Source organism: Paenibacillus sp. FSL F4-0236 (genome assembly GCF_038000135.1).
GTDB lineage: Bacteria > Bacillota > Bacilli > Paenibacillales > Paenibacillaceae > Paenibacillus_AQ.
The window spans coordinates 5,577,390-5,601,448 of sequence record NZ_JBBOBK010000001.1 but is presented as its reverse complement, the minus strand read 5'-3'; the positions used below and the strand labels follow the sequence as shown (position 1 = coordinate 5,601,448).

The window sequence follows — 24,059 nt, the reverse complement described above, 5'->3', positions numbered from 1 at the left end:
ATATCAAAAATTGATATATTATAGCGCAGTAGGCTGCCACAGAAAGACCTCCGAGCCGTTCGTACTGGCCGGAATGTCGATTATGCGTTGGTTAGAGCTTCCTCGGTAAGGAAGTGTAGTATCTTTCAATTCTTCTATAAAACGTCCATCTATTAATACCTGACACTGTGTAAGTAGATTCCACTCCGGCGAACCGGGAAGGGCGGTTAGTTCCTCATACGTATAACCACTGTAAATCCAGATGGGGAAGCCAGGGAGCACGGCGCGAAGCTCATGAATGAACCCAAGTACCTCTTCTGCCGAGAAAAAAGGATCGCCGCCTGCCAGTGTTAGACCATCCAGCAAAGGGTTAGCGGCGATTTCTGCAATGATTTCATGTTGACGTTCTAAGGTGAAGACTTCTCCATATTTAAAGTTCCATGTCTCGGGATTAAAGCATCCCGGGCAACGATGACGGCAGCCGCTGATGAAGAGGACGGCCCGCATGCCCTCTCCCTCGTTAATCGACTCCGGATAGTATCCGCAAATATTCATAGATGCTTAACGCGATCCCGTACTTCGGCTTGTTTGGCGGCATTGAAGCGGGTCTGATAGTCGCCAGTTAAATAACCTGTAACTCTGCGCAAACGACGGATGTGCACGTCATTCTCATGTGCGTTGCAGGAAGGACAGTTTGTCCCAATTACGCCTTCGTATCCGCAGCTGGAGCAGCGGTCAATCGGATGGTTAATGCTGAAGTAGCTGACCTGTTGTTCTAATGCATATTTAATGATTTTGATAAAAGCAGATGGATTGCTGCGGGCATTGCCATTTAATTCGACATAAGAAATAGCCCCGGCATTGCAGTATTCATGGAAAGGAGCTTCCAAGCTGATCTTCTGAGCAGCACCTAGATCGTAGTATACAGGGATGTGGAAAGAGTTCGTATAATACTCACGGTCAGTTACGCCCGGAATAGAACCCAGTACCTTGCGATCAATCTTGGTGAATTTGCCGGACAGGCCCTCTGCTGGTGTTGCGAACAAGGTAATGTTGAGATTAAGTTCCTCACTTTTAAGGTCGCAATACTCCCGCATGTGACGCACGATAGCCACAGCCTTGGCATGGACTTCCATATCCTCGCCATGGTGTTTGCCGTACATGGCTTTCATGCATTCCGCCATACCGATGAAGCCAAGCGACAGACTACCATGTTTCAGCAGTTCGCCTACAGAGTCTTCAGGAGCGAGATTTTCGCCGCCTTCCCAGACGCCTTCTCGCATCATGAAATCGGATGCTTTAGCCTTTTGCGCGCTTTGGATGTGGAACCGATGAAGAAGTCCTTCCAGCGCAATATCCATATAGTGGTTTAGATCCTCATAGAAGCCAGCTTCATCTGCGACGGTACGTCGGCCTGTTACTGTGCCGTGTGCCAGACCGAGCCGAACCAGATTCAGTGTATTAAAGGAAAGGTTGCCCTTCCCGGAGCAATGATTACGCCCAAAACGGTCACCGAGCACTCGGGTGCGGCAGCCCATTGTAGCAAATTCCGTATCAGGATCACTTGGATCATAATACTGCAAGTTGAGCGGAGCGTCCAGATTAGCGAAGTTTGGATATAGTCTGCGTGCAGAACAATCCGCCGCTTTTAGGAACAATTCATAGTTAGGATCGCCTTGCTGTTGATTGACTCCTTGCTTGCATTTGAAGATTTGAATCGGGAACACAGGTGTTTCTCCGCTGCCAAGTCCGTTCATCGTTGCTGTTAGCAGGGAGCTGATCACAAGCTGACCTTCTGGTGAAGTACAAGTACCATAATTGATGCTGGTAAACGGAATTTGCCCACCGGATCGGCTGGACATGGTATTGAGATTATGTACCATACTTTCAGCCGCTTGCAGGGTTTCGATTTCGGTTTCCTTTAGTGCAAAACGGAACGCTTTTGGATATAACTCCGCCAGATCGGTCCGGCTCATTGTAATCTCGCCCAAAGATTGATTAGCTTGTCCCTCATCAAAATAATCCAGACCCTTGCGGAACAGCTTAGCGAAGGATTTGGTTACATAAGGTGCCAGATCATTGTCGAGCTTATTGGCGGATACGCCGCCATATTGAGCATTTTGCTGGGATTGAAAAATAATTGCTACCAGTGACATAGCTGTCATTATGGAGTTCGGAGGACGAACACTGCCGTTGCCGGTGTTGAAGCCTTCGCGGAGAAGCTTATCAAACGGGATAAAAATGCAGTTAGTCGTTCCGATTGCGTATTGATCCAGATCATGCACATAGACGACATTGTCATCAATGGCTTGCACTAGCTGCGGCGGCATCGTAAAGTTGCGGGCGTACCATTTTGAATATTCACTGCCGAACTTGCTCATTTTACCGGAGAAACTCTCTCCGTTCAAATTGGCATTCTCGCGCAGCAGGTCCAAATCCCGGCTGTCGATAATATCGCGTCCTAAATCAATGAGCTCTTCTAAAAGAACTTCTCGTGCATTTGTTGTACCGTTAAATTGTCTCTCCAACAACGTCATTGTATAGCTCTCCTCTCAGTCTATCGTCCTATCATTAAGAAGTGGGGCCGCATAAGCGGCCGTATATTCATTGTGATCTCATAAAAAAAGCATCCTCTAGCGAGGATGGCAGAAAATGCCCGATGCGTTATGTAAATATCCACACAGATATTTGTAGTGGCCTCTAAGAAGATGACCGCATGCGGACACCGTTCCTGTTCCTCGCAGGCACTCATAGTTGGTGTCGTCGAAACAGGCAGGTCTCCTGGCTTCCGTAGGACCTCTCAGCGCCTTCCCAAGGGGGCTCTTACCCCTCAGTGGCTTCTGCCAGGAGATCTGCCCATCTTAAGCTTCTAAAAGCTTGTAAGGGGCATCCGGTTACAGTGGCGGGACCGCAGCGGATTTTCACCGTACTTCCCTATTAAGCTCTAATTCCGATAAAGGATCAAAGCGCCTGTCTCCACTATATTTTGTTGTCGTTAGATAAAAATAACCCAAGATGTTGTGTTTGTAAACAGTTTTTTAGAAAACCCGCGCGGGGAGCGGGTTCTTCAAAAGTACTCCACAAATGATCCACAGGCTGTCCATAAGTAATCCACAATTGATCCACAGGCATATAAAAAATGATTCATAAATTTTCCGAAAAGATGCCACAAAGAGTCCATAAATGTAGTGCAGATGACCCTAGAATTCATGTTAGAAAAAATACTTGTGGCGAAAGTCATATTTCGGAGAATTTTGGGGAAAGAAGAAGGGGCATAATAAAGCTGAGATCATTTGTGGGAGAGCGGTGGAGTTGTTACAATAGAAGGAGACACATACTTTAAAATTCCGAGGAGGTATTCTCATGCCTATTGCTGAAGTAACCGTTATTCCGATTGGAACAGGTAGTACGAGCCTTAGCAGCTATGTTGCGGATATGCAGCGAGTGCTGAAGACGGTAGAAGGGATTACTTATGAGCTTACATCCATGGGTACAATCATCGAAGGGCCTCTTCAGCGTATTTTTGCTGCAGTCGAAGCGCTGCACGAGTCTCCTTTTGCCGCAGGTGCAGAGCGTGTCTCTACCTCACTTAAAATAGACGACCGCCGCGATAAACCCTCCACTAGCCGTGGAAAGCTGGAGTCTGTGGAGCGTAAACTACAGGTGGAATAGCAGTTTGGGAGAGTAGGGAAATAGGGAGAAATAGGCTTGCGTTTCTGGCTGAAAGTTGTATAATATTTTTTGTTTGACAGAAAAATCAGCCTTAAGCTGGTGTAGCTCAGGGGTAGAGCAACGCACTCGTAATGCGTAGGCCGGGGGTTCAATTCCCTTCACCAGCATCCAAAAAAACCTTTTGTGGCGCGGATTCTTGGAATTTCAAGAGCCGCGCTTTTTTGATTCTTCTACCATTCTTTTACCGAAAGAGTGTCTTTTCCGCTTGTAATGGAGTCCCCAACGACCGGGGCCAAAAGGCAAAAAACCTGCACGTGGTGCGTGAGAGCAACATACCTGCAGTACTCACGGAGAATTTATTTTTGGATGTGGTAACCGACGCTGCCAAACTCAAAAAAGATGTGGTTATCCAAGCAATCATTGATAGCCATGTGATCGGGATTGCAAAGTACCTAGGGCTGAAAAAGAAGGAAACAGCGAATCAGGGCAACAATGACAATAAAGTGGTAGTACTCGTAAACGGCAAGAAAGAGCAAGTAAGACAGTTAACCTTACAAAGTGAACTGGAAAGTTAATTTGTCGAGCCGGAAGTTTTGGGCGCTGCTGGCCGTTACCGGCGTAACCTCTCATCATAAAATAAAGTAATACGAGCGAGGGGGAGTTTCCTGATGGATGCTTATTGCAGCTGCTTGCGCTACATGAATAGAAGAGTGCGGATTCTGACTAAAGATGGTAGACAGCACGTAGGCGTAATTACAAATGTGGACAGAAATAATGTTTACTTAAGAACGGAACATAACGGATCTGTGCACACTTCAGCTTTTTTTGGTAATCCTTTTGCTACAAATGACATCTTAACCTTGAGTTTGTTCACTCTGCTGGCTATAGCCCTTATTTAAAAAATCATAAAACCGGGAAAAACCGCCCACTGGCTTCGGCTGGTGGGTATTTTTTTGTTTTTTACGAAATGTCGGATCCCGCAACAGGCCTACTATTTTCGTTTCTTTTTTACCCAAGCACCGATACAAATCCCGCATATCTTAGTTTTGTATCCAATTAAAAAGGAGGAATTGACAAATGGGCGAAGTACGTGGAGAACGTTGTTGCGGCGTTGGTGAACGTGAACGTGAACGTGAACCTGAACGTTTTGTTGGTGGAGCCTTTACATCCACAGGGGCAATCTTAGTGCTCTTTATCCTGCTGGTCATCATTACAAAAGCTTGTATATTTTAAATTGTATTCAATTACAAAGGAGGAGTTAAAATGGGCGAATTCGCAGGAGGATATGGTGGCTTTACTTCTACCGCCGCAATTCTGGTTCTGTTTATCTTGTTGGTAATCATCTCTAAGACTTTGTTTATTTAAGTTTCAAACCTCCCAATATAGCTGCACCTTATTAAATCCGCCAGTACTCATGCTGGTGGATTTTTTTCATACATAATCAAAGACGCACCCTGTCAACCCTAAGTGGTAGGCGAGTATCCCAAATGGATTATGTTGAAATTATGCGGAAGTACCGTAACCCTGCCAGTAATGGTGGGGTATTTCTTTGCGTTCAGGCAAATTTTTTTATCAGTGATATAGAGTTCATACACATAACGTTACATCCGTCTAACCTTTACTCAAGTAAAATGGCGGAATGACCCAGTCTCTCTTGTGTGATATTTGGTGTACACCGAAGACGAGATTCGCCCCGAAGACTATACATCAATCATACGTGCAGGCAGGTTGCAGTGCTTACCTTTAGGTAAGTACGTGAACTAAAAGTGCATACTTACGCGATGTCATGGTGGGAGGTATACTCAAGTCCTAAATCTGATTCAAACATGGAGGATACACCAATGAAAACACTTATTGTCGTCACGCACCCAAACATCGAAACATCCGTCGTTAATAAACGCTGGATCGAAGAACTCCGTAAATATCCAGACAAATATACGGTGCACGAGCTGTACAAAGCCTATCCCGATGAAAAAATCAACGTGGAAAAGGAACAACAGCTGATTGAAGCGCATGATAAGCTCGTCTTACAATTCCCTGTCTACTGGTTTAGTAGTCCACCTCTGCTTAAAAAGTGGCTGGACGAAGTATTTACTTACGGATGGGCATATGGCTCGAAGAGTGATAAATTAAGAAATCGAAAAATCGCATTAGCTGTAACTGCCGGAGGAAGTGCAAAAGACTTTAGTGAAGAAGGTAAACTCGGCTACGGGCTTGACCGTATTTTATCTCCCTTTGACACGACTTTTTTGTATTGCAACGCTGATTATCGTTCCTTCTATGCCATTTATGGCACGGAATCTGAGACGGTAGGAAGTACGGATTACTTAAATAAATTGGATATCAGTTCGCAAGGCTATGTTGAATTTATCGAAAATATGTAATTAGATTTGAAGCAAAAAGCAGCATTTTCATTAATGGAAATGCTGCTTTTGTCATAAGTTGTCGTTAAATCGTAAAAGGTATGGTTATCTCTTGCGCGGCTGGAACGAAGTTTTTCTCTCCCCAAGTGCACATCATATCCAGCACCGGAATAAGCGATTGGCCCTTCTCGGTCAAGGAATACTCAACTTTAGGGGGAATCTGGGGGAATTCCTCGCGCCTGACGAGACAGTCGGCTTCCAGTTCTTTCAACATAACGCTTAACGTCTTAAAAGGTATTGTGCCGATACCCCGTTGCAGTTCATTGAACCGCACGATCTTGTTTTCAGAGAGATAGTAGAGAATAGTCATTTTATATTTACCACTAATGATAGACAAGGTGTAGCCAAAGCTAGTGTCCTTCTGCTGAATGCCAGGTGGTATACAGATTTCATCACTCATGGGCTAGTACCCTCCTTCAGAAAATATTCAACGAAAAGGCAAACGCCTGTTGTCGCTCCGTACTCAGGTCCCGACTTTATTATGTTTTCAACCTGCTATCAAGTCATCCTGTGAGAACGAATTCACTATATCATTTTGAAACAATTTGTTCAAAGCACTCGTGGCTAACTATCAATCGGTCGATTTTCTCTGTCGGCGAAGCGGGCCTCTTTGGTTGGAAATCAAAAGTGCCAAGCGGATAGCCTAAGCGACGAATTGAAGTTTTTAATGTAATTTTCATGTGAGCATCATCTTATTTTCAGGTTCAAGGTATATATTGAAGACACCAAACACCCCCCAGTGTTTTGTGGTATAAATCTCTCAGGTCTTGCCAACTCCCATGGTAAGGCCTATTTTTTTGTTCGCTAATTAAATGAGGGAGGGGGTAGCTTCTTCGCTACTTCACTTAATCTGATACTGCTCTTCATAGCTCTTAAAAGATGAAATATCCAGACCGAGATATCTGCGCATATGAATGGCAGCTTGGGCAGCGACGATGTCGTTTAACAACAGCATTCGTTCATGGTATCCACGACATATAAATTTGGCTTCTATCCCCGTGTTAAGTCTGTTCTGCTCATAAACCTTGATTCCCCGTTTTCTCATCTCTGAACGAACATCTCTTAGATCTGTTGTAGCAACTGCTGCGGCTGTTTCAAGAACCTCCAGATAGGGGGTAGGTGTTCGTAAATGTGCAGATAGAATGGCGGAGTCCCGTTCGAAAGCTGATAAAATCATCGGAAGCAATAAATAAGATTTGACCAGCATGTTGTCCCTGCTTTCAGCTCTATTCATGAATCTCATCACCTCTAATGGGAACGTGTATTCGTATTCTACCCCGATATTCCAAAAATAATCAATGGTATTTCTAAACAGCTAGTTCAATGTGATTGAATTCACAACTAAATTAGAAAGAATAAAATATATTAAAATTGTAATAATAAAAAATAATGCTTCAGACTTATATAAAGGGAGAATTAGGATGAAAGAGGAAGGAAGTCTCCACCGTGGAATGGTATTTGGTTTGATTCTAAGTATTCCATTATGGATATCGATATTAGGTTGGATAAAGTTACTTTAAAATTGAAGGAAAACCTTTGTGTGAAGCGCCTTTAGGCGCTTTTTTTGTGCTTGCTTACGCGTATGAATATCAAAAGGAATTGATTGACAATTGTGGGGATGGAGCGCTAAACTATTATTAGTTCAAAAGTATTAAAAGTCATAGACGATTATTTAATAGGATGCTTAAAATGCTAGTTCTAATCCGCAAGTCAATACATATATTATCATGATAATAGCAAACCGCCTGAAAGGGTGGGACGCAAAGTCCAGGAGTCTAAAGTGTCTTAAATGCGCTATGACCGTCCGACTGCCATGAGAAGGGAATTCCACTTCTTTTTTGGCGGTCTTTTTTGTTGTTAGGTCCTTTAGAGTTTCTGGTAATTATTCTGATTAAATATAAATCATAGATTTAGGAGGTGTGCTTTTTGAAAAGAAGAATGAAACCGCTGCTTGCACTAGTATTAGCGGGGATTTTGACAGTAGGTAGTGGTCTTTCTGGAGGTCATTTGGTAAATGCGGCTGGGGAGGTGCTTCCCTATACTCCTACACCTGTGTTAGGTATTGCAGGGAATTTTAATACTTTTTTTTGGGGATTTCAAACAATCTAATGATCAGGTTCATGGGCGCCTTGCGGCCAAAGGTAATATTACTTTGCAGAATTACGGCGTATCCAAGGATAATCCAGGTGGAGATGTTCTTATCGCTGGTAATGACATCAGTTTTACTAATGGGACTGTTCATGGAGCATCCGTTTATGGTGGTGTTTTTTCCAGCAACGGTGTAGATCTTAAAGAACCAGCGAGAAAAGGGACTCCTATTGATTTTGATGCTGAAGAGCAATTTCTTATTGGACGTTCTAATGAATTCTCTTCGCTTGCTACAATAGGAACTTTCAAAAAGGAGTATGGGAAAATAACGATTGATGCTCCGGAACCATTTAACGTTCTTAATCTTAGTGCTGCCGATTTCGCTGGTGCTAATGGCTTACAGTTTAATATTGCAAATAGCGCCACAGTTATCATTAACGTTAGCGGAAGTTCAGTTAACATTCCAAGCTTTCAAATCTGGGGAGGTAGCCCTAACAAGGTATTATTTAATTTTTATGAAGCTAGCACTGTTGACATTGGAAGTTTAACAATAGAAGGAACTATCCTAGCTCCGCTTGCAAAAGTAACTTATAATTCCGGTGAACTGCATGGGACGCTGATTGCAAAGGGATTTGCTGGTGGGGTGCAGATGCATTGGTATCCATATGGAGGGGAAGAACCACCTCCGACACCAACGCCGACCGTGGCACCAACACCGACACCAACCGTAACACCAACACCGACACCAACCGTGACACCAACACCGACACCAACCGTGACCCCAACACCGACGCCGACCGTGACGCCAACACCAACGCCGACCGTGACGCCAACGCCAACGCCGACCGTGACGCCAACACCAACGCCGACCGTGACGCCAACACCGACGCCGACCGTGACGCCAACACCGACGCCGACCGTGACACCAACACCGACGCCGACCGTGACGCCTACGCCGTGCGTGACACCGACACCGAAGCCAACACACACACCAAAGCCAACACCGACACCGAAGCCGACACACACACCAAAGCCAACACCGACACCGAAGCCAACGCACACACCAAAGCCAACACCGACACCGAAGCCAACGCACACACCAAAGCCAACACACACACCAAAACCAACACCAACGCCGATCGTGACGCCAACACCAACGCCGACCGTGACGCCAACACCAACGCCGACCGTGACGCCAACACCAACGCCGATCGTGACGCCGACACCAACGCCGACCGTGACGCCGACACCAACGCCGACCGTGACGCCAACACCAACGCCGACCGTGACGCCAACACCAACGCCGACCGTGACGCCAACACCAACGCCGACCGTGACGCCAACACCAACGCCGATCGTGACACCAACACCAACGCCGACCGTGACGCCAACACCAACGCCGACCGTGACGCCAACACCAACGCCGACCGTGACACCAACGCCGACACCGTCGCCGGAAGTAACGCCAACACCGTCGCCGGAAGTAACGCCAACACCGTCGCCGGAAGTAACGCCAACACCGACACCGTCGTCGGAAGTGACGCCAACACCGACACCGTCGTCGGAAGTGACGCCAACACCGACATCGTCGTCGGAAGTAACACCAACACCGACACCGTCGTCAGAAGTAACGCCAACACCGACGCCAACGCCGGAGCCTCCTGTGTTCCCGACACCAACACCATCATTTGTAATTGGTACTATCGTTGTTAATGATGATCCTGTGCCGCTGGGTCCTGTAGCTTCGTCGACTCCAGCACCAGTACCAACACCAACACCGTCGAGCAATACAGAGGTACTTGTTGATGAGGAGGAGATTCCATTAGGACCAGTATTGACAGTAACACCAACGCCGTCACCAGAGGATATTGCTGTAGTGGATGATACAATCCCGCTAGGTAATCCACCTGTGGATGAACTTCCAAAAACGGGAGAATCAAGTTCAGTCCCTTATTATGTAACTGGTCTAGGTTTTGCACTTATTGGATTGCTAATGAGAAATAGATTCTCGAGCAAGAAATAATAAACGGTGATTGTAGCTTGAATACAAGTTATGCCGTGAAGAATAGTAAAGCCGCTTTCGGGACATATTCCGAGGGCGGTTTTCTTTTGTTATGATTGTTATATTTTGGCGCATTCTAAGTAGATGCTATACTGATTTACAACGGATATGAGGAAAGGACGGGGAAGATGAATTGGTATGGTTCTTCATTAGCGCTGTCATCGTCATAGGAGCTCTGATCTATGCGGGCTTTTTCTTTTATGGAATTGCTATTAAACGAGCACCGAAGGAATTCCTGAGTAATAATCGTGATTTGAAGGTTGATCCCCCGGTTGCCGGGGCTTCTTGGGGTGAGGGGAAGGATTGGATCTCCAGTCAGAGCTTTGAGAATGTGGAGATTACATCTGAGGACGGGCTACAACTAAGAGGGTACTTGCTCCTTTCGGATCGTGCTGAAGGTCGTACGGCGATTCTAGCTCATGGTTATTCTGGAAAAGGGAAGGATATGGGGGCGTACGCCAAAATCTATTACGAGAGAATGGGCTTTAATATCCTGATTCCCGATGCCAGGGGACATGGGGAAAGCGCTGGGAATTATATTGGTTTTGGATGGCATGAGCGCAAGGATTATTTGCAGTGGATTGAATATATAATAGAAAAGACTGGGCCCAGTGCTCAAGTTGTGCTTCATGGGGTCTCTATGGGTGGTGCTACAGTGCTAATGACCTCAGGTGAAAATCTCCCGCCGCAGGTCAAAGCTATTGTCTCGGACTGTGCTTACAGCTCAGTTAAAGCACAATTAGCCTACCAACTACGGCGTATGTATCGCTTGCCAAGTTTCCCTTTTATTCAAAGTGCGAGTCTAATTACTCGTTTGAAAGCAGGGTATGGTTTTAGTGAAGCATCTGCCTTGAAACAGGTGCGGAAGGCGAAGGTGCCGATTCTATTTATTCATGGGGATGCAGATAACTTTGTACCGTATAGTATGATGAATGAATTGTATGAGGCATGTCAGAGTCCCAAAGAGAAGTTCGTAGTGCCGCAAGCAGGGCATGGGTTAGCTTATGACATGGATAAGACGGGGTATATAAACGTAGTAACAGTTTTTGTGAATCAGTATGTAAATTAGATGCCCTGAACGTAGACAGCGCCCGATATCCGCTAGGTAGCGGTTATCGGGCGCCTATATTTTTCCACACATGGCATGTGTCCTTATGTAAGGTTCGTACAGCCATGCTTTTTCGTTATATTCATCCCCCGCCGTTCGTGAGTAACGGGTGTCTTAATTCCTTGTTATTTCCAGCAGCCGTGTGGCGAGAATAATCCTTCCAATACGACAAAAGCCCTACCTCTCTTTTGCCCTTGCGGCTCCATTGACCGCGCCAGTGTGAATCGGAATGCTATATTTCGAATTTAGTCTCATAAAAAGGAAAGTTTCTGCAAGAAAACATGAAGCCTCTGTGTCCAAATTGCCGAAGTGTAAAATAGTCGGCCTGACATCTTCTTGATGGGGATATTCAATATATCGAAAAACAAATACGATATAAATATAACACACTATTGTTTAAAAGGCAAATATAATAATGAATTCCAAGATAAGGGTTGTTTGATATAGAAGGGGAACAAGCAGAGCAAGAGAGAGCGTTTGATTTGAATATATCGTATGCTGGATTATTTGTGGATTAATTCGGAAAAGCTAGAAAGCCAGAGTAAATGGGGCTGTGGGGGTTATTTTGCGTGCCTATTTTGTGAACTGGTCTCTAAAACTTACATTAAACCCCAACATTGATTGAAGGATTGAGGGTAGACCGTTATAATTAATAAGTCTGGATTTTAATTAAAAAATAAGGGAGATTTTTATGAAACGCGCAGATGTGTGGTTGATTTCCATCGTGTTGATTGCTGCGCTCGCTTTTCTCGCACCGAGATGGTTTTCGGACAATGATGATAAAGGTGGGGCCGGTAAAAATCTCGTAGCCAATGTAACGGTGGACGGCGAGTTATTTAAAACGGTAAAGCTTACAAAAGAAGAACAAACCATTGAGGTTCGTACCGAACGTGGCTATAACCTCTTGAAGGTGCATGATTACGGGATTGAAATGTACGATGCCGACTGCCCGGATCAAGTATGCCTAGGTTTTGGTTTTATTACCCTGCCCAAACAGACGATTGTCTGTCTACCGCATAGAGTATTAGTGGAAATCACAAGTGCGTCGGGGGAGGATGATATAGATGCCTATGTCCAGTAGTGAATCTGCAACAGCTTTAAAAAGAACGGTAATTATTGCGATTTTCGCCGCAGTGGCAGTAGTGCTTAGTCTAATAGAAGCGCAGATTCCGTTGTCAGGAATGGGACTGGTGCCGGGTGCTAAACTAGGATTAGCTAACATTATGATTTTGACTTGTATTTACTTTTTACGTGGACGGGACGCATTCCTGCTTGTCATCCTCAAAACGTTGCTTACTGCATTTTTGCTAGGTACTTTTTCAAGCTTACTATTCAGTTTATTCGGTTCGCTGTTTAGCTTTGTTGTAATGTTCGTGTTAATGCTGATTAGTGGCAAAGGCAAGAGTATAAGCTTGATCGGCATTAGTATAGCTGGTGGGATTGCACATAATATCGGTCAGCTGCTGGCAGCTTCTATGGTATTCTCATCCCTTAGTATTTTTTATTATCTTCCCATGCTGCTAATCACTGGAGTAGTAACAGGAATTGCCGTGGGCTATGCAGTCCGTTATTTGGTGGCTTCATTGTCAAAAATATCGTTGTTTGAAGAGTTTTTGGACTGATTAGTCACATCAGCGGAAGGATGACTAACATGAATGAATCATATGAAGGTCAAGAATTAGAGGGAGAAGGACAAGCTATCATCTCTCTGGATGGGGTATCGTTTGGTTATGATCCTGAGCATCCGATTCTTCAAAATATAACGTTATCTATTTCTCAGGGCCAATGGGTTAGCTTGGTTGGTCCCAATGGCTGCGGGAAGTCTACGCTAGTTAAGCTACTAAATGCTTTGCTGCCTAAGAGTGCTGGCGAGATTGTGGTTAGTGGTATGCAACTGAGTGAGGAAACGATCGGAAGCATTCGGCAATGCATCGGTATGGTGTTCCAAAATCCAGATAATCAGTTTATTGGAGCCACTGTAGAGGAAGATATCTTATTCGGCCTGGAAGGGCTTTGTTTGTCGTACGCAGAGATGGCTGAGCGGCTGCACTCTTATACGACGAGGCTGGGAATAAATCATCTGCTGTCCAAACACCCAGGTGAGCTGTCTGGAGGCCAAAAGCAGCGTGTCGCTATCGCCTCCATTCTTGCTATGGAACCAGGCATCGTCATTTTTGACGAGGCCTCTTCTATGTTGGATGAAGGAAGCAGAAATGATCTTCTTGGTATTTTGCAAGATATGCGAGCGGAAGGAAAGTATACGATCCTTATGATTACGCATGATGCAGATGAGATTTTGGCATCGGATCGGGTGCTTGCGCTGCATGGAGGTGGTTTAGCTGCTGATGTTACACCGGCGGAATTGTTCCGGAACGAGGAGCTTCTGCAAAAATGCCATCTGTGTGAGCCGTATCCTTGGCGTCTTGCACGCGAGCTGCAGAATCGGGGCATCCATGTGGATGTTCCTGCCAGTGAAAAGGAGCTTATAGACACGTTATGGCCATAGAATTACAGCAAGTAAGTTATTCCTATGCTGACCGAAGCCTATGGAAGCTGACAGCGCTCCGCGACATTAACCTCAGTGTTCCAACAGGCTCTATGGTTGGTATTGCTGGGGCGACAGGCTCTGGTAAATCGACACTGCTGCAGTTGTTTAACGGGATACTGAAACCAACGGAGGGTACGGTAAAAGTACTCGATGTAACCATCCAGGCGGGGGAGAAATCACCTAAGCTGATGCCGCTGCGCCGTAGAGTCGGATTGGTATTTCAATTTCCAGAGCAGCAAATGTTTGAAGATACGGTCGAAAAGGATCTTATCTTCGGTCCTCTTAACTTCGGCATGAGCCTCGAAGAGGCAAAGGCACGCGCAAGACAGGCCATGTTGGATATGGGGCTGGATCTGGCGCTGCTAGAGCGGAATCCTTTTAAATTGAGCGGTGGGCAAATGCGTAAAGCAGCTATCGCCTCCGTACTAGCTATGGACCCTGAAGTCATCGTTCTGGATGAACCGACGGCTACGCTTGATCCCATCAGCCGTGCAGAACTAATCCACTTGCTGGAGCGTTTATGCCGTGAGCAGGGGAGAACGATCATCGTCGTCACGCATCGGATGGATGAGTTATTGCCTTACGCGGACAACTGGCTTGTCCTTAAAGAGGGCAGTACGGCATTTCAAGGCAGCGTAAAGGCACTGGCAGATGACCCTTCGATTCTGGAGCAGTGTGGCTTGACGGTTCCGCAGTCCCTTCGTTACTGGCGTGCAGTAGCTGATCGCTTTGGTCTTACGGATGAAGCTCCTCGCTTAACGGCAGAGAGCTTAGCAGAGCTAATCGCTTCGCTACCATCTGGATCAGGCAACTCTAGCGAGCAGCACGAAGGAAAGAGGGATGGCCATGAATGAGAAGCTAATCATAGGGCGCAGTATTGAGACCGGTTCATGGGTACATAAGCTAGATGCTCGTGCCAAAATCACCGGAATGCTATTATACGTAGCTGTTATCCTGCTCTCCCGTTCGTGGATGGCTATGGCGCTGCTGGCTATTTTCTCAATAGCGGTTATGGCTTCCACTCGGATTCCGCTTAAATACTTCCTGAAAGCAGCTAAGCCTTTACGGTATTTAATGCTATTTATCTTTATCGTACAGCTGCTGTCTGTGAAGACGGGTGAGGCGGTGCTGACGCTTGGTTCGTGGTCCATTTATGAGGGAGGGCTAAGATTAGGCGCATTTTCGGTCATCCGCATGTTCTTTCTGATCACTTTCACGGCGTTACTTACATTCACCACAACGCCGGGTAAGCTGAATCAAGGGCTGGAGGGGATTTTGGCTCCATTCAAAAAGTTTGGCTTGAAGCCCGACCGTATCACACTGATGATCAGCATTTCCCTTCGTTTCATACCTACGATTCTAGATGAATCACAGATTATCATGAAAGCGCAGGCCTCACGGGGTGCTGATCTGAAGGAGCTACCTTTAAAGGAAAAGGGACGAATGTTAGTGTCCTTGCTGGTTCCGATTATCGCTAGTGCGTTTAGGCGTGCGCAGGATCTGGTATATTCCATGGAAGCTCGTGGCTTTCGTATGGATGCTCCGCGTAGCCAGTATCACCGCCTAAGGTGGGGCATATTCGATACTATTTTTATTACTATGTTTATTGTAATGGGGATTGCAGTAGCTTTGGTGTAAAGTACAACTTGTATGGAGAGTATCAACTTGGGAGGGAACTTGAATGGCACGTTATTTTAATGGTAGAGAGATTGAATTATTAGCACCCGCAGGAACGTTTGAGATTTTCAAGGAAGTGATCCAGGCACGATGTGATGCAGTTTATTTTGGTGGACCTGTATTGAATATGAGAATGATGCGTAAAGGATATAATCTGTCTCATGAGGAGATCGTAGAGGCACTAGATATTGCTCACCGTCTAGACAAAAAAGTGTATATTACAGTGAATAACCTATTTAGTGAAGAAGATGTGGAAGAGGCTAAAGAATATTTGCGTTTCCTTGATGGTGCTCGTCCCGATGCCTTGATTGTTCAGGATATGGCAGTGCTGGAGCTAATTCGCGAGATGGAGCTTAATCTTCCTATTCACTCTTCGGTCATGATGAATGTTCACAATCTGGAAATGATCTACGCATTGCGTGATCTGGGTGTAAGTCGTGTGGTTACTTCGCGGGAAATGGATTTGCAGACAGCTAAGCTGCTAGGTCAGCGGAGTGGGATGGAACTGGAGTATTTTATTCACGGGGATATGTGCTCCGTTCACGGTGCGAATTGTTATTTCAGCTCCCATGTATTCGGTATGAGCAGTAACCGTGGGAAATGTATGAAGCCTTGCCGCTGGGATTATCGGGTTAAAAAAGACGGGTATGTATATCCGGCCGAATACCCCCTAGCTGTAAAAGATATGTTTATGTATGAGCATCTTCCGGAATTGATTGAATCAGGGATCACCTCCTTTAAAATAGAGGGCCGCATGCGGGATAAGGAGTTTATGGTGATGCTGGCGAATAGCTACGGCGAAGCCATTGACCGGTATATCGATGATCCGATTGGCTTTGATCGTACGGTAGATACGAAAGAGCTTCATAACAACCGTAAACGTGACTTTTCGACGGCGTATGCCTTCGGCAAACCAGGACTGACTAACATTAACCGCCGTTATGAAGGAACTGGTAAATTCTATAGCACTGGAAAAGTATTCAGTACACCAACTGCAGAGCGTGAGCTGTCTGAGAAACGAGTTGAGCAGTTGCGGGAAAGATTGGCTGAGGTCGAGCAACTGGAGAAGACAAAAGCCAAGTTAGCTGTACGTGTGAATAATATGGAACAGGCACGGATGGTCTTAGAGCTTGGTGTAGATAGCCTGTACTTGCCAGGGGATGTATTTGAACCAGATAAACCTTTTACAAAGCGTGACATCAAGGAACTGGGTGAGCTAAAGGGCGATAGCAAAATCTACTTGGGTTTACCACGGATGATGACCGAGCTGCATTTTGACCAATATGATCAATTGCTTGGCGGAGAACGCTTGCCGATTGACGGTATTATCGTTACAAATTTAGGAGCTATTCGTCGTTATAACAATACAGGTTATCCGCTAATTGGGGACAGTAACTTAAATGTATACAATCATCTTTCAGCGCAATTATATGCTAACTTAGGTTTAACTCAGCTTTCGGTATCGCCAGAAATGACGCTAGAGCATTTTGCTACCTTTGCCTCTCGTTGCAAAACGCCTTTGGAAGTTGTTGTTCATGGTACACCTGCACTAATGTATATGGAACATGATCTTTATGAGAATACGGAGTTAATGGAGCCTATTGCTGAAGAGGATAATCAATATGTACACAATAATGTATTGGTACTAAAGACAGACCAAGGCGAGAATCCGGTATATCGTGATCAGCACGGCCGTTGCCATCTTTTATTCGCAAAAGAGCTTTGCTATTTACCTTTGTTGAGTGAGATGAGTGGACTAGGGATATCAAGCTTCCGTATTGAAGGAGCAACCTATAGCGTCGAACAGCTACGTGAAATTATTGTTTCTTATCAACAGGCAATCAACGGATCTGATAGCGGGGATGACATGCTGGGCGGCCTTAAGCCGGTCTATGCTGGTTATACTTTGGGCTCGCTACAGTTCAACTAATTGTATTTTAATGGGAACTAAATATCGCCTAGTGATAGGGCGGTGCACAGGACTCTATGAATAAGTTACTATTTTCACAAAAAGGAGAGAACCCTTCATGGAACAACAAGACTTCATCGGAAGAGAAGCGGTAGCAGCCAAACGTAAGCAATATTTCTATCCTTGTACACAGCATTTTTACCGTGATGCACCTCAGCTTGTTCGTGGTTCAATGCAGTTTGTTTATGATGAAAAAGGAAAGTCCTATACGGATTTCTTCGCTGGCGTATCCGTAGTCGCATGTGGTCACTGTAATCCGGCTATAACAGTACGCACGATTGAACAACTGCAGCAGCTGCAGCACACGACAACCATCTATCTAACTCAACCGAGTGTAGATTTGGCAGAGCGTTTGGAAGAGGTTATGCCGGGTGGACTACGACGGACCTTCTTTGTTAACAGTGGTTCTGAGGCTAATGAGGGAGCTCTGCTGCTCGCTCGGATGTATACGGGACGTAAAGGGTTTATAGCGCTGGAGAGTGGCCTGCATGGCCGTACCAATCTAACTATGAGTGTGACAGGCCTGCCTATGTGGCGTACCGATAAATACTTGGATCATGACGTTGAGTTTATTCCTCGCCCTTATCATCCGGATTTATCGCTGGAGGAAGCGGCATCGTTATCCCTGGAATCGCTAGAGCGGGTGCTTGAAGAGAAGGGGAATACTATCGCTGCCATGATCGTAGAGCCAATCCAAGGCAACGGCGGAATGATTATGCCAACCCGAACCTACTTCCGTGATGTAAAAGCATTGTTAGAGAGATACGGTGTACTCCTAATCGCTGATGAAATCCAAACTGGATTTGGACGTACTGGTAAAATGTTTGCTATGGAGCATTTTGACGTTGTACCCGATATTATAAGTATGGCCAAAGCACTCGGTAACGGAATTCCAGTTGCAGCCTTCGCTACAACCGATGAGATTGCCCTTGCTCTAAACCGTCCTTCAGCTTCCACATTTGGGGGGAATCCGGTATCTGCTGCAACAGCGCTGGCTGTGCTTGATTATATTCGAGATGAACGGCTTCCTGAACGCTCGGTACAGCTCGGAGAACGATTGAAGGCAGGTCTGAAGGCTTTGCAAGCTCGTTATCCTTCGTTGATGGTTGATGTGCGGGGAACTGGACTAATGCTGGGTGCGGAGCTAACGGGTGTAGATGCTGAGGGTGCAGCGGCACTTACAGATCAAGTGCTGGAGGCGATGAAGGACCGAGGATATCTAATCGGTAAAAATGGCATAGGACGCAATGTACTAGCCTTCCAGCCACCGATGATTATTACAGAAGAAGATATCGACGGGATGCTTGACGTCCTGAACGAAGTTCTTGCAGACCATAATCATTAATGGACATAAACACAGTAGTGAAGAAAGAGGAATGCACGAATGGCGATTCTAAACATATGTAAAACTGCAGGTCTAAAACTTAAAATGTTCAGCGAATTGGTAATGTTCTCTCATACGCTTTTTTCGCTACCATTTGCTATTATATCGATGGTATGGGCCGCAGGGGGCTGGCCATCGGGACATGTGATGATCTGGGGATTGATTGCATTGATAGGCGCCCGTAATGGCGCCAATGCATTCAATCGGCTGGCGGACCGTACGTTCGATGAACAGAATCCTCGTACGGCACATCGACATCTGCCTCAACGCTTACTGGCGGAAAAAGAAGTTGTTGTCTTTGTTATTGTCAACTATGCCATTTTCATTGTGGCTTCAGGAATGCTTAATTTGCTCTGCTTGATCTTGTCACCGGTGGCTATCGTATTGATATCAACCTATTCCTACACGAAGCGATTCACCTTTCTCAGTCATTTATATTTAGGATTTGTTATTGCTTCTGCACCGATTGGCGCATGGTTCGCTGTAACCGGAAATATCGCATTTACACCGTTTGTTATCGGTACTGTTGTTATGCTGTGGATTGCCGGATTTGATATTATTTACGGCACTCAGGATATTGACTTTGACCGGCGGCATGGTCTATGGTCTATTCCTAGCTTTTTCGGTCTAGAGAACGCGCTGCGCATTGCAAAAGGACTACATTTCATCATGATTATGCTGCTATTGTTCTTATATCTATGGCGTGATCTCGGCTGGATGTATCTGGTGGGAATTGGGATTGCGACGCTGCTCCTGATGACCGAGCATAAGATTATAAAACCGTCGAATCGTAAGCTGATGAAGGTGGCCTCTTATAATCTGAATCAGGTGATCAGCATAGTGATTTTATTGTGTACGCTGATTGATTTTTTTTATGTTAGCTAGGAGCGTTGATCGTTGAGTGTGGTTAGGAAGCTGCACTGCGTGGAATGTTGGACTTTCGATCGCTGTTATTCTCGGATTTCTTTGATTTGAACCGGCTGTCTGCGGTAGAAATCCGAGAATAAAGGCGAGCGCTACGCTTCTACAGTTCCAAAATTCCACTCCGTTCCGTCCTAACCAATGGCGCATTGCCTCCAAGCTAACAACAAAAGACAACAGCCTACCCAAAAGAGGGTAGGCAAAGGGATCGGAAAGCTGGCTACGCGGCTTTCCTTTTTTGTTTTTGTGGACATCTGCGAGGGGGGGCTAGAGCCGTGTGAGAGGGCTGAACTAATCCAAGGCAGACTTATAGGGAAAACCTCCCTATATTACCGAGCTTTATTGACTTTAGATCTTGTTATAGGGAAAGTCTCCCTCTAAATTGGCTGATTGGTCTATAAACCATGCGAATTTAGGTTTTTAGAGGGAGGAATTCCCTATAATCGTGGAATTCAAGTGATTATTAGCTAATTAGAGGGAGGAATTCCCTATATAGTAACGTCAAATCCTAAGAGACTATTCTCCAAGAGCTAAATACGCTCACGGGCGCTGCGCTACGTTCGGCTTGTTTAGCTAAAGTACACAAAAAAACGGATACCAACCCAAGTAAATGGGGGTATCCGTTTTTGATTGCTCCGAGAGCAGGCACTTAGCGATCACGGTCGGCAAAATATTGCAGCAGTGTATCCAGATCGGCATGCGCCGGATAGGAGGAGAGCTGCTGCACAATCGCTCCAGCCTTATCTAGGTAGTTCTGGCTGAACTGTTCTGCGCGAGCTAAGGCATCGCTTCTCTTAATTAGGACGAGCACATGTGCCACCTCAGCATCCGAAGAATCAGGGCCGATTGAACGAATCACAGGCGAAAGCTTTGGATCCTGTAATGCATAAAGCACTGGCAGGGTAACCTGACCATGACGCAGATCGCTGCCGGCGGGCTTACCCAGCACAGCCTCAGACTGCGTGAAATCCAGCAGGTCATCTTGTATTTGAAAAGACATGCCTAAGGCTTCGCCAAAGGTATACAGAAGGTTGGCCACTTCCTCTGAGCTTTCGGTGGATAATGCACCCACACGTAAGCAGGTGGCCATAAGAAGAGCTGTTTTGTTTAAGGACTTCTCCAGATACTGCTCCATTGTAATCTCATAATCAAAAGCATGTTCCATTTGCTGATACTCACCTAGACAGAGCTGAGCAGTAGCTACAGAAGATAAGTCATGAACATATTTGTTTTTGTCTCCGGTATATTTGCTTAACAGTTCGATAACCCGAGCGGACATATAATTGCCAATATGCACTGCTGATAGTGTGCCCGTCTTAGTATGTAGGGCGGGTTTGCCCCGCCGTAACTCAGAATCGTCGATGATATCATCATGAATTAATGAGGCAACATGAATAAATTCAGCGGCAGCAGCTAATTGAAGCGCTCTTCGACCCGTATCCTTTCGGCCAAAACGACTGCCAACAATGACCATAAGAGGACGGAGGCGTTTACCTCCAGAATTTATAAGCTCAAGAACACTCTGCCCGAGTTGTGATTTCTTAGGAACATCCTTATCTCGTGCCACAAGATTTACGATTTCACGATTAATTTCATCTATGTCTATGTTTAAGGCCTCATGCAGCTTCATCTTATAGATCCCACCTGTCAAATGGCTTTGCTTGTGCGACTGCGCTGTCTGCACTCTTGAATCAAGAATTGTTCGATTCCAGCCGCTGGATCATGTTCCGCGAAGTCTCCATTTGACCGTCTAATTTGCATTTTTTTGATCGAAGGAGCTAGATAAGCAACTAGGTCGAGCTCACGGCATTTCACCGCAAACTGAAGGTAAAAGCTGTACAAATAATCTCCATCCAAAATGTTGCGTGTAAGGTCGGGATGATGTGGGATACATTCCATATGGCGCTCAGCTGCCAAAGTGAGAATAGTGTAAATACCCAGCAAATTGACTTTGCGGTTGTATTCCAGATCATGGCGTTCTAGTACCGAGATTAGCTGCTCACATGCAGCCGGAGAGGGGTTAAGCTCAATTCCGGCAATAGGTGACATTTCAGTATGCAACAACCGGAGGGTATCTTCTATGAGTTGTTTGTTCACAAGATTCTCTCCTTCTTGTCGGTTTTGCCGGAAGAAACCATACCCCTGATCATCCCTACAAAACCATTCATTAAAGAATAAATTGACCATTTCCTGATATTAGGAAGATTATTTTCTTCTTGTAAATAAGGAGAGTAATGTGTCCTAGGGACACATTACTCTGAAGTACATCCATATTTAGCTTACTGACATGCAATCTACATATTTTCTTTAAAATAAATTACACGAATTCAGGGCTTTATAATCAGTCGGTGTATAGATACCATCGTCTGACGATCGGAACTCTCTTCCAATGTTTCTTAAGCCAAGGAAGTACATAGTAATCTAGGCCAAATGTGCTGCCCGATCCGCCGATGCAGGCGATACCCGCACCAACATACCATAACATTTCTGTAGAAGCCATTTTGGTCGACCAGATCATGACGGACATGGCTATCGTCGCTATAGAAGCAATAGCTGTGAACAGACCAACGATGAGCATAATACCGAACACGATTTCTGCACATACCATACCGATTTGGAACCATTTTGCGAGGAAAGTATAACTTCCGTCGTTGTTGTAGAACATCAAATCCATGAACCAGTTTGTAATATTATATACGAAGCCAGGAACTGGCAATGCTTCAACCGCTTCTTTTGCAGTGGATACTGCTGAAGCTGCAGATTGTGCATCTACTGTTGTTTTAACTGCATCCACCGCTACGCTGGCTGCTGATGAAGCATCCGTTGCAAAAGGAGCGGCTGGAATTAGGAATATCTTGTTAGGATCTACCCAAATTTTCCGTAGCTTATCTATACCTTCATATAACCACATTCCACCAAGCAGCATGCGAAGCGGAACGAGCCAGAAGTTAGGTGAACGCTTGGAGAAGTGTCCGCCCAAGAAGCTCTTACGGTTCTCAACATGGAAGAACTCATGCATCATGTAAGTCCAAACCTTATTGAAGCCTACAACCTGAGACAGGTAGAACATATTGATAAAGTGTTTGGATAACATTGCCATAAAACCAGTAAGCATAAAGAACTTGCCTGGCAAACCAACGTTTGCTACACCGTAGCGGCTACCGATGGATACCATGGTACCGTGGAAACCTGGTTTGTATGCTTTTTTAGCAGTGTTCTGAATGTCAGCTGCAATGTTACCAGCAACGATCGGAGCTGCTTGTTCAGCATTCTCAACCATTTGTGGTACAGGACGAGTTTCACCTTCAGGAATGAAGAAAATGTTGTCCCCTACTACATATACGTTCTTATGATCTACACTTTCAAGGTTCTCATTCGTAACAATACGTTTGCGTCCTTGTTGTTGTACTTCAAGTCCACCCACGATTTCAGAACCTTCAACACCTGCAGTCCAAACAATGGTTTGTGAAGCGACAACATTTTTCTCACCAAGGGCAACACTACCTTCGCCTACTTCAGTGATCTTGGCGCCTGTAACAATTTCCACGTTCAGCTTGCGAAGGTGAGCTTCGGCTTTTTGAATCAGCTTATCTGGAAGGATAGGCAGAATCTTCGGAGCCATATCAGCCACAATCAATCTTACTTCGGATGGGTCGATATAGAACTCCTTGCACAATTCCTCGCGTTGCTCAGCCATTTCCCCAACAAGCTCGACACCTGTAAAGCCGGCACCAATGATAACGAAAGTTAACATTGCACGGCGTACAGTTGGATTTTTCTCCATAGCGGCTTTGGTATACATGTCGCGGATTTGACGTTTCAATGCTACCGCATCATCGTAAGACCAGAAGGAGAAGGTATTCTCTTCTGCACCTGGAATGCCGAAGAAGGTTGGTTTGCTACCTGTACCGATTACAAGGTAATCATACGCATAGGTAGTTTTATTGGATTTGAGTTTCTTACCCTTGAAATCAATATTGCTGATTTCGTCAAGAACAACATTCACTTTAAGTCCAGCAAAGATTTTCTTTAGATCGATCTTGATTGAATCCTCTGGAGCACGGTTCGCGGCAACCTCATGCAGCTCAGTCAATAGAGTGTGATATGGATTCCGGTCGATCAGTGTGATTTCAACATCTTTGTTTTTCTTAAATTTCTTTGCCAGTTTCTTAGCCGTGAGTACGCCGCCGTAGCCGCCGCCCAAAATGACTATTTTTTTCAAAAGAAA

Annotated in this window: 24 protein-coding genes, 1 tRNA gene and 2 riboswitches; of the genes, 18 read left to right on the top strand and 7 right to left on the bottom strand. The window is 45.4% G+C overall.

The genetic code is table 11. From position 1 onward, the window contains the following. Nucleotides 1-18: 18 nt before the first annotated feature. Both nrdG and NSQ29_RS25030 read right to left on the bottom strand, forming a co-directional pair. Nucleotides 19-534: an anaerobic ribonucleoside-triphosphate reductase activating protein gene (gene nrdG / locus NSQ29_RS25035; protein ID WP_076285948.1), complete on the bottom strand. Its 516-nt coding sequence runs from the start codon at nt 532-534 to the stop codon at nt 19-21. Next, nucleotides 531-2,516, bottom strand: a complete 1,986-nt coding sequence (locus NSQ29_RS25030) for an anaerobic ribonucleoside triphosphate reductase (RefSeq protein ID WP_341126361.1) — start codon at nt 2,514-2,516, stop codon at nt 531-533. Before NSQ29_RS25030 ends, nrdG begins: the two co-directional genes overlap by 4 nt. A 217-nt stretch (nt 2,517-2,733) precedes the next feature. Next, nucleotides 2,734-2,968: riboswitch (cobalamin riboswitch) on the bottom strand. 374 nt (nt 2,969-3,342) lie between these two features. Here NSQ29_RS25030 and NSQ29_RS25025 point away from each other — a divergent pair. The 7 genes from NSQ29_RS25025 (at nt 3,343) to NSQ29_RS24995 (ending at nt 6,035) form a co-directional block, all read left to right on the top strand. Then, nucleotides 3,343-3,651 (top strand): MTH1187 family thiamine-binding protein, encoded by a 309-nt coding sequence (locus NSQ29_RS25025; protein WP_076285946.1) that lies wholly within the window; start codon nt 3,343-3,345, stop codon nt 3,649-3,651. Between the two features lie 95 nt (nt 3,652-3,746). Then, nucleotides 3,747-3,818 (top strand) — tRNA-Thr (locus tag NSQ29_RS25020). Then, nucleotides 3,783-4,226: an N-acetylmuramoyl-L-alanine amidase gene (locus tag NSQ29_RS25015; protein ID WP_340975104.1), complete on the top strand. Its 444-nt coding sequence runs from the start codon at nt 3,783-3,785 to the stop codon at nt 4,224-4,226. Before NSQ29_RS25020 ends, NSQ29_RS25015 begins: the two co-directional genes overlap by 36 nt. Nucleotides 4,227-4,319: 93 nt before the next feature. Next, a complete protein-coding gene (locus NSQ29_RS25010) occupies nt 4,320-4,550 on the top strand; it encodes a hypothetical protein (protein ID WP_042184478.1) in 231 nt (76 codons plus the stop codon). 178 nt (nt 4,551-4,728) lie between these two features. Next, nucleotides 4,729-4,884 (top strand): hypothetical protein, encoded by a 156-nt coding sequence (locus NSQ29_RS25005; protein ID WP_197071257.1) that lies wholly within the window; start codon nt 4,729-4,731, stop codon nt 4,882-4,884. Nucleotides 4,885-4,914: 30 nt separating this feature from the next. Continuing rightward, the gene (locus tag NSQ29_RS25000) at nt 4,915-5,016 is read left to right on the top strand and encodes a sporulation protein YjcZ (RefSeq protein WP_197071258.1); all 102 of its coding nucleotides are present in this window, start codon (nt 4,915-4,917) and stop codon (nt 5,014-5,016) included. A gap of 476 nt (nt 5,017-5,492) precedes the next feature. After that, complete coding sequence (locus NSQ29_RS24995) at nt 5,493-6,035, top strand: NAD(P)H-dependent oxidoreductase (RefSeq protein WP_042184480.1); 543 nt, start codon at nt 5,493-5,495, stop codon at nt 6,033-6,035. A gap of 64 nt (nt 6,036-6,099) precedes the next feature. On the opposite strand, the gene NSQ29_RS24990 is transcribed toward NSQ29_RS24995, so the two are convergent. Beyond that, entirely contained in the window at nt 6,100-6,474 is a 375-nt protein-coding gene (locus NSQ29_RS24990; protein ID WP_042184482.1) for a winged helix-turn-helix transcriptional regulator, read from the bottom strand. A gap of 441 nt (nt 6,475-6,915) precedes the next feature. Then, nucleotides 6,916-7,308, bottom strand: a complete 393-nt coding sequence (locus tag NSQ29_RS24985) for a hypothetical protein (RefSeq protein ID WP_042184484.1) — start codon at nt 7,306-7,308, stop codon at nt 6,916-6,918. A 491-nt stretch (nt 7,309-7,799) separates the two neighbouring features. After that, nucleotides 7,800-7,890, top strand: a riboswitch (cyclic di-GMP riboswitch). Nucleotides 7,891-8,000: 110 nt separating this feature from the next. Between NSQ29_RS24985 and NSQ29_RS24980 the strand changes: the two genes are divergently transcribed. The 11 genes from NSQ29_RS24980 to NSQ29_RS24930 all read left to right on the top strand — a co-directional run bounded on the left by NSQ29_RS24980 (nt 8,001) and on the right by NSQ29_RS24930 (nt 19,795). Then, nucleotides 8,001-8,183 carry a hypothetical protein gene (locus NSQ29_RS24980; protein WP_341126360.1) on the top strand — a complete coding sequence of 61 codons (183 nt, stop codon included), beginning with the start codon at nt 8,001-8,003 and terminating at the stop codon, nt 8,181-8,183. After that, nucleotides 8,137-10,185 (top strand): choice-of-anchor A family protein, encoded by a 2,049-nt coding sequence (locus tag NSQ29_RS24975; protein WP_341126359.1) that lies wholly within the window; start codon nt 8,137-8,139, stop codon nt 10,183-10,185. Before NSQ29_RS24980 ends, NSQ29_RS24975 begins: the two co-directional genes overlap by 47 nt. A 172-nt stretch (nt 10,186-10,357) precedes the next feature. Beyond that, nucleotides 10,358-11,293, top strand: a complete 936-nt coding sequence (locus NSQ29_RS24970; RefSeq protein ID WP_341126358.1) for an alpha/beta hydrolase — start codon at nt 10,358-10,360, stop codon at nt 11,291-11,293. 730 nt (nt 11,294-12,023) lie between these two features. Beyond that, on the top strand, nt 12,024-12,413 hold the full coding sequence (locus tag NSQ29_RS24965) for a NusG domain II-containing protein (RefSeq protein ID WP_042184493.1): 390 nt from the start codon (nt 12,024-12,026) through the stop codon (nt 12,411-12,413). After that, the gene (locus NSQ29_RS24960; protein WP_042123757.1) at nt 12,397-12,954 is read left to right on the top strand and encodes a Gx transporter family protein; all 558 of its coding nucleotides are present in this window, start codon (nt 12,397-12,399) and stop codon (nt 12,952-12,954) included. Before NSQ29_RS24965 ends, NSQ29_RS24960 begins: the two co-directional genes overlap by 17 nt. 29 nt (nt 12,955-12,983) lie before the next feature. Continuing rightward, nucleotides 12,984-13,838 (top strand): ATP-binding cassette domain-containing protein, encoded by an 855-nt coding sequence (locus NSQ29_RS24955; RefSeq protein WP_340973929.1) that lies wholly within the window; start codon nt 12,984-12,986, stop codon nt 13,836-13,838. Further along, a complete protein-coding gene (locus NSQ29_RS24950; protein ID WP_042184495.1) occupies nt 13,829-14,734 on the top strand; it encodes an ATP-binding cassette domain-containing protein in 906 nt (301 codons plus the stop codon). The genes NSQ29_RS24955 and NSQ29_RS24950 overlap by 10 nt, the downstream gene beginning before the upstream one ends. Beyond that, nucleotides 14,727-15,518: an energy-coupling factor transporter transmembrane component T family protein gene (locus NSQ29_RS24945; RefSeq protein ID WP_042184497.1), complete on the top strand. Its 792-nt coding sequence runs from the start codon at nt 14,727-14,729 to the stop codon at nt 15,516-15,518. The genes NSQ29_RS24950 and NSQ29_RS24945 overlap by 8 nt, the downstream gene beginning before the upstream one ends. A gap of 43 nt (nt 15,519-15,561) precedes the next feature. Next, nucleotides 15,562-17,487, top strand: a complete 1,926-nt coding sequence (locus NSQ29_RS24940; RefSeq protein ID WP_341126357.1) for a peptidase U32 family protein — start codon at nt 15,562-15,564, stop codon at nt 17,485-17,487. A gap of 97 nt (nt 17,488-17,584) precedes the next feature. Next, the gene (locus NSQ29_RS24935) at nt 17,585-18,871 is read left to right on the top strand and encodes an aspartate aminotransferase family protein (protein WP_341126356.1); all 1,287 of its coding nucleotides are present in this window, start codon (nt 17,585-17,587) and stop codon (nt 18,869-18,871) included. Nucleotides 18,872-18,910: 39 nt separating this feature from the next. Continuing rightward, nucleotides 18,911-19,795: a UbiA-like polyprenyltransferase gene (locus NSQ29_RS24930; protein ID WP_076300130.1), complete on the top strand. Its 885-nt coding sequence runs from the start codon at nt 18,911-18,913 to the stop codon at nt 19,793-19,795. A gap of 685 nt (nt 19,796-20,480) precedes the next feature. On the opposite strand, the gene NSQ29_RS24925 is transcribed toward NSQ29_RS24930, so the two are convergent. The 3 genes from NSQ29_RS24925 to NSQ29_RS24915 all read right to left on the bottom strand — a co-directional run bounded on the left by NSQ29_RS24925 (nt 20,481) and on the right by NSQ29_RS24915 (nt 24,053). Beyond that, complete coding sequence (locus tag NSQ29_RS24925) at nt 20,481-21,461, bottom strand: polyprenyl synthetase family protein (protein WP_341126355.1); 981 nt, start codon at nt 21,459-21,461, stop codon at nt 20,481-20,483. 17 nt (nt 21,462-21,478) lie between these two features. Then, complete coding sequence (locus NSQ29_RS24920; protein WP_042184507.1) at nt 21,479-21,928, bottom strand: hypothetical protein; 450 nt, start codon at nt 21,926-21,928, stop codon at nt 21,479-21,481. 244 nt (nt 21,929-22,172) lie between these two features. Then, a complete protein-coding gene (locus tag NSQ29_RS24915) occupies nt 22,173-24,053 on the bottom strand; it encodes an FAD-dependent oxidoreductase (RefSeq protein ID WP_042184509.1) in 1,881 nt (626 codons plus the stop codon). Between the last annotated feature and the right edge of the window lie 6 nt (nt 24,054-24,059).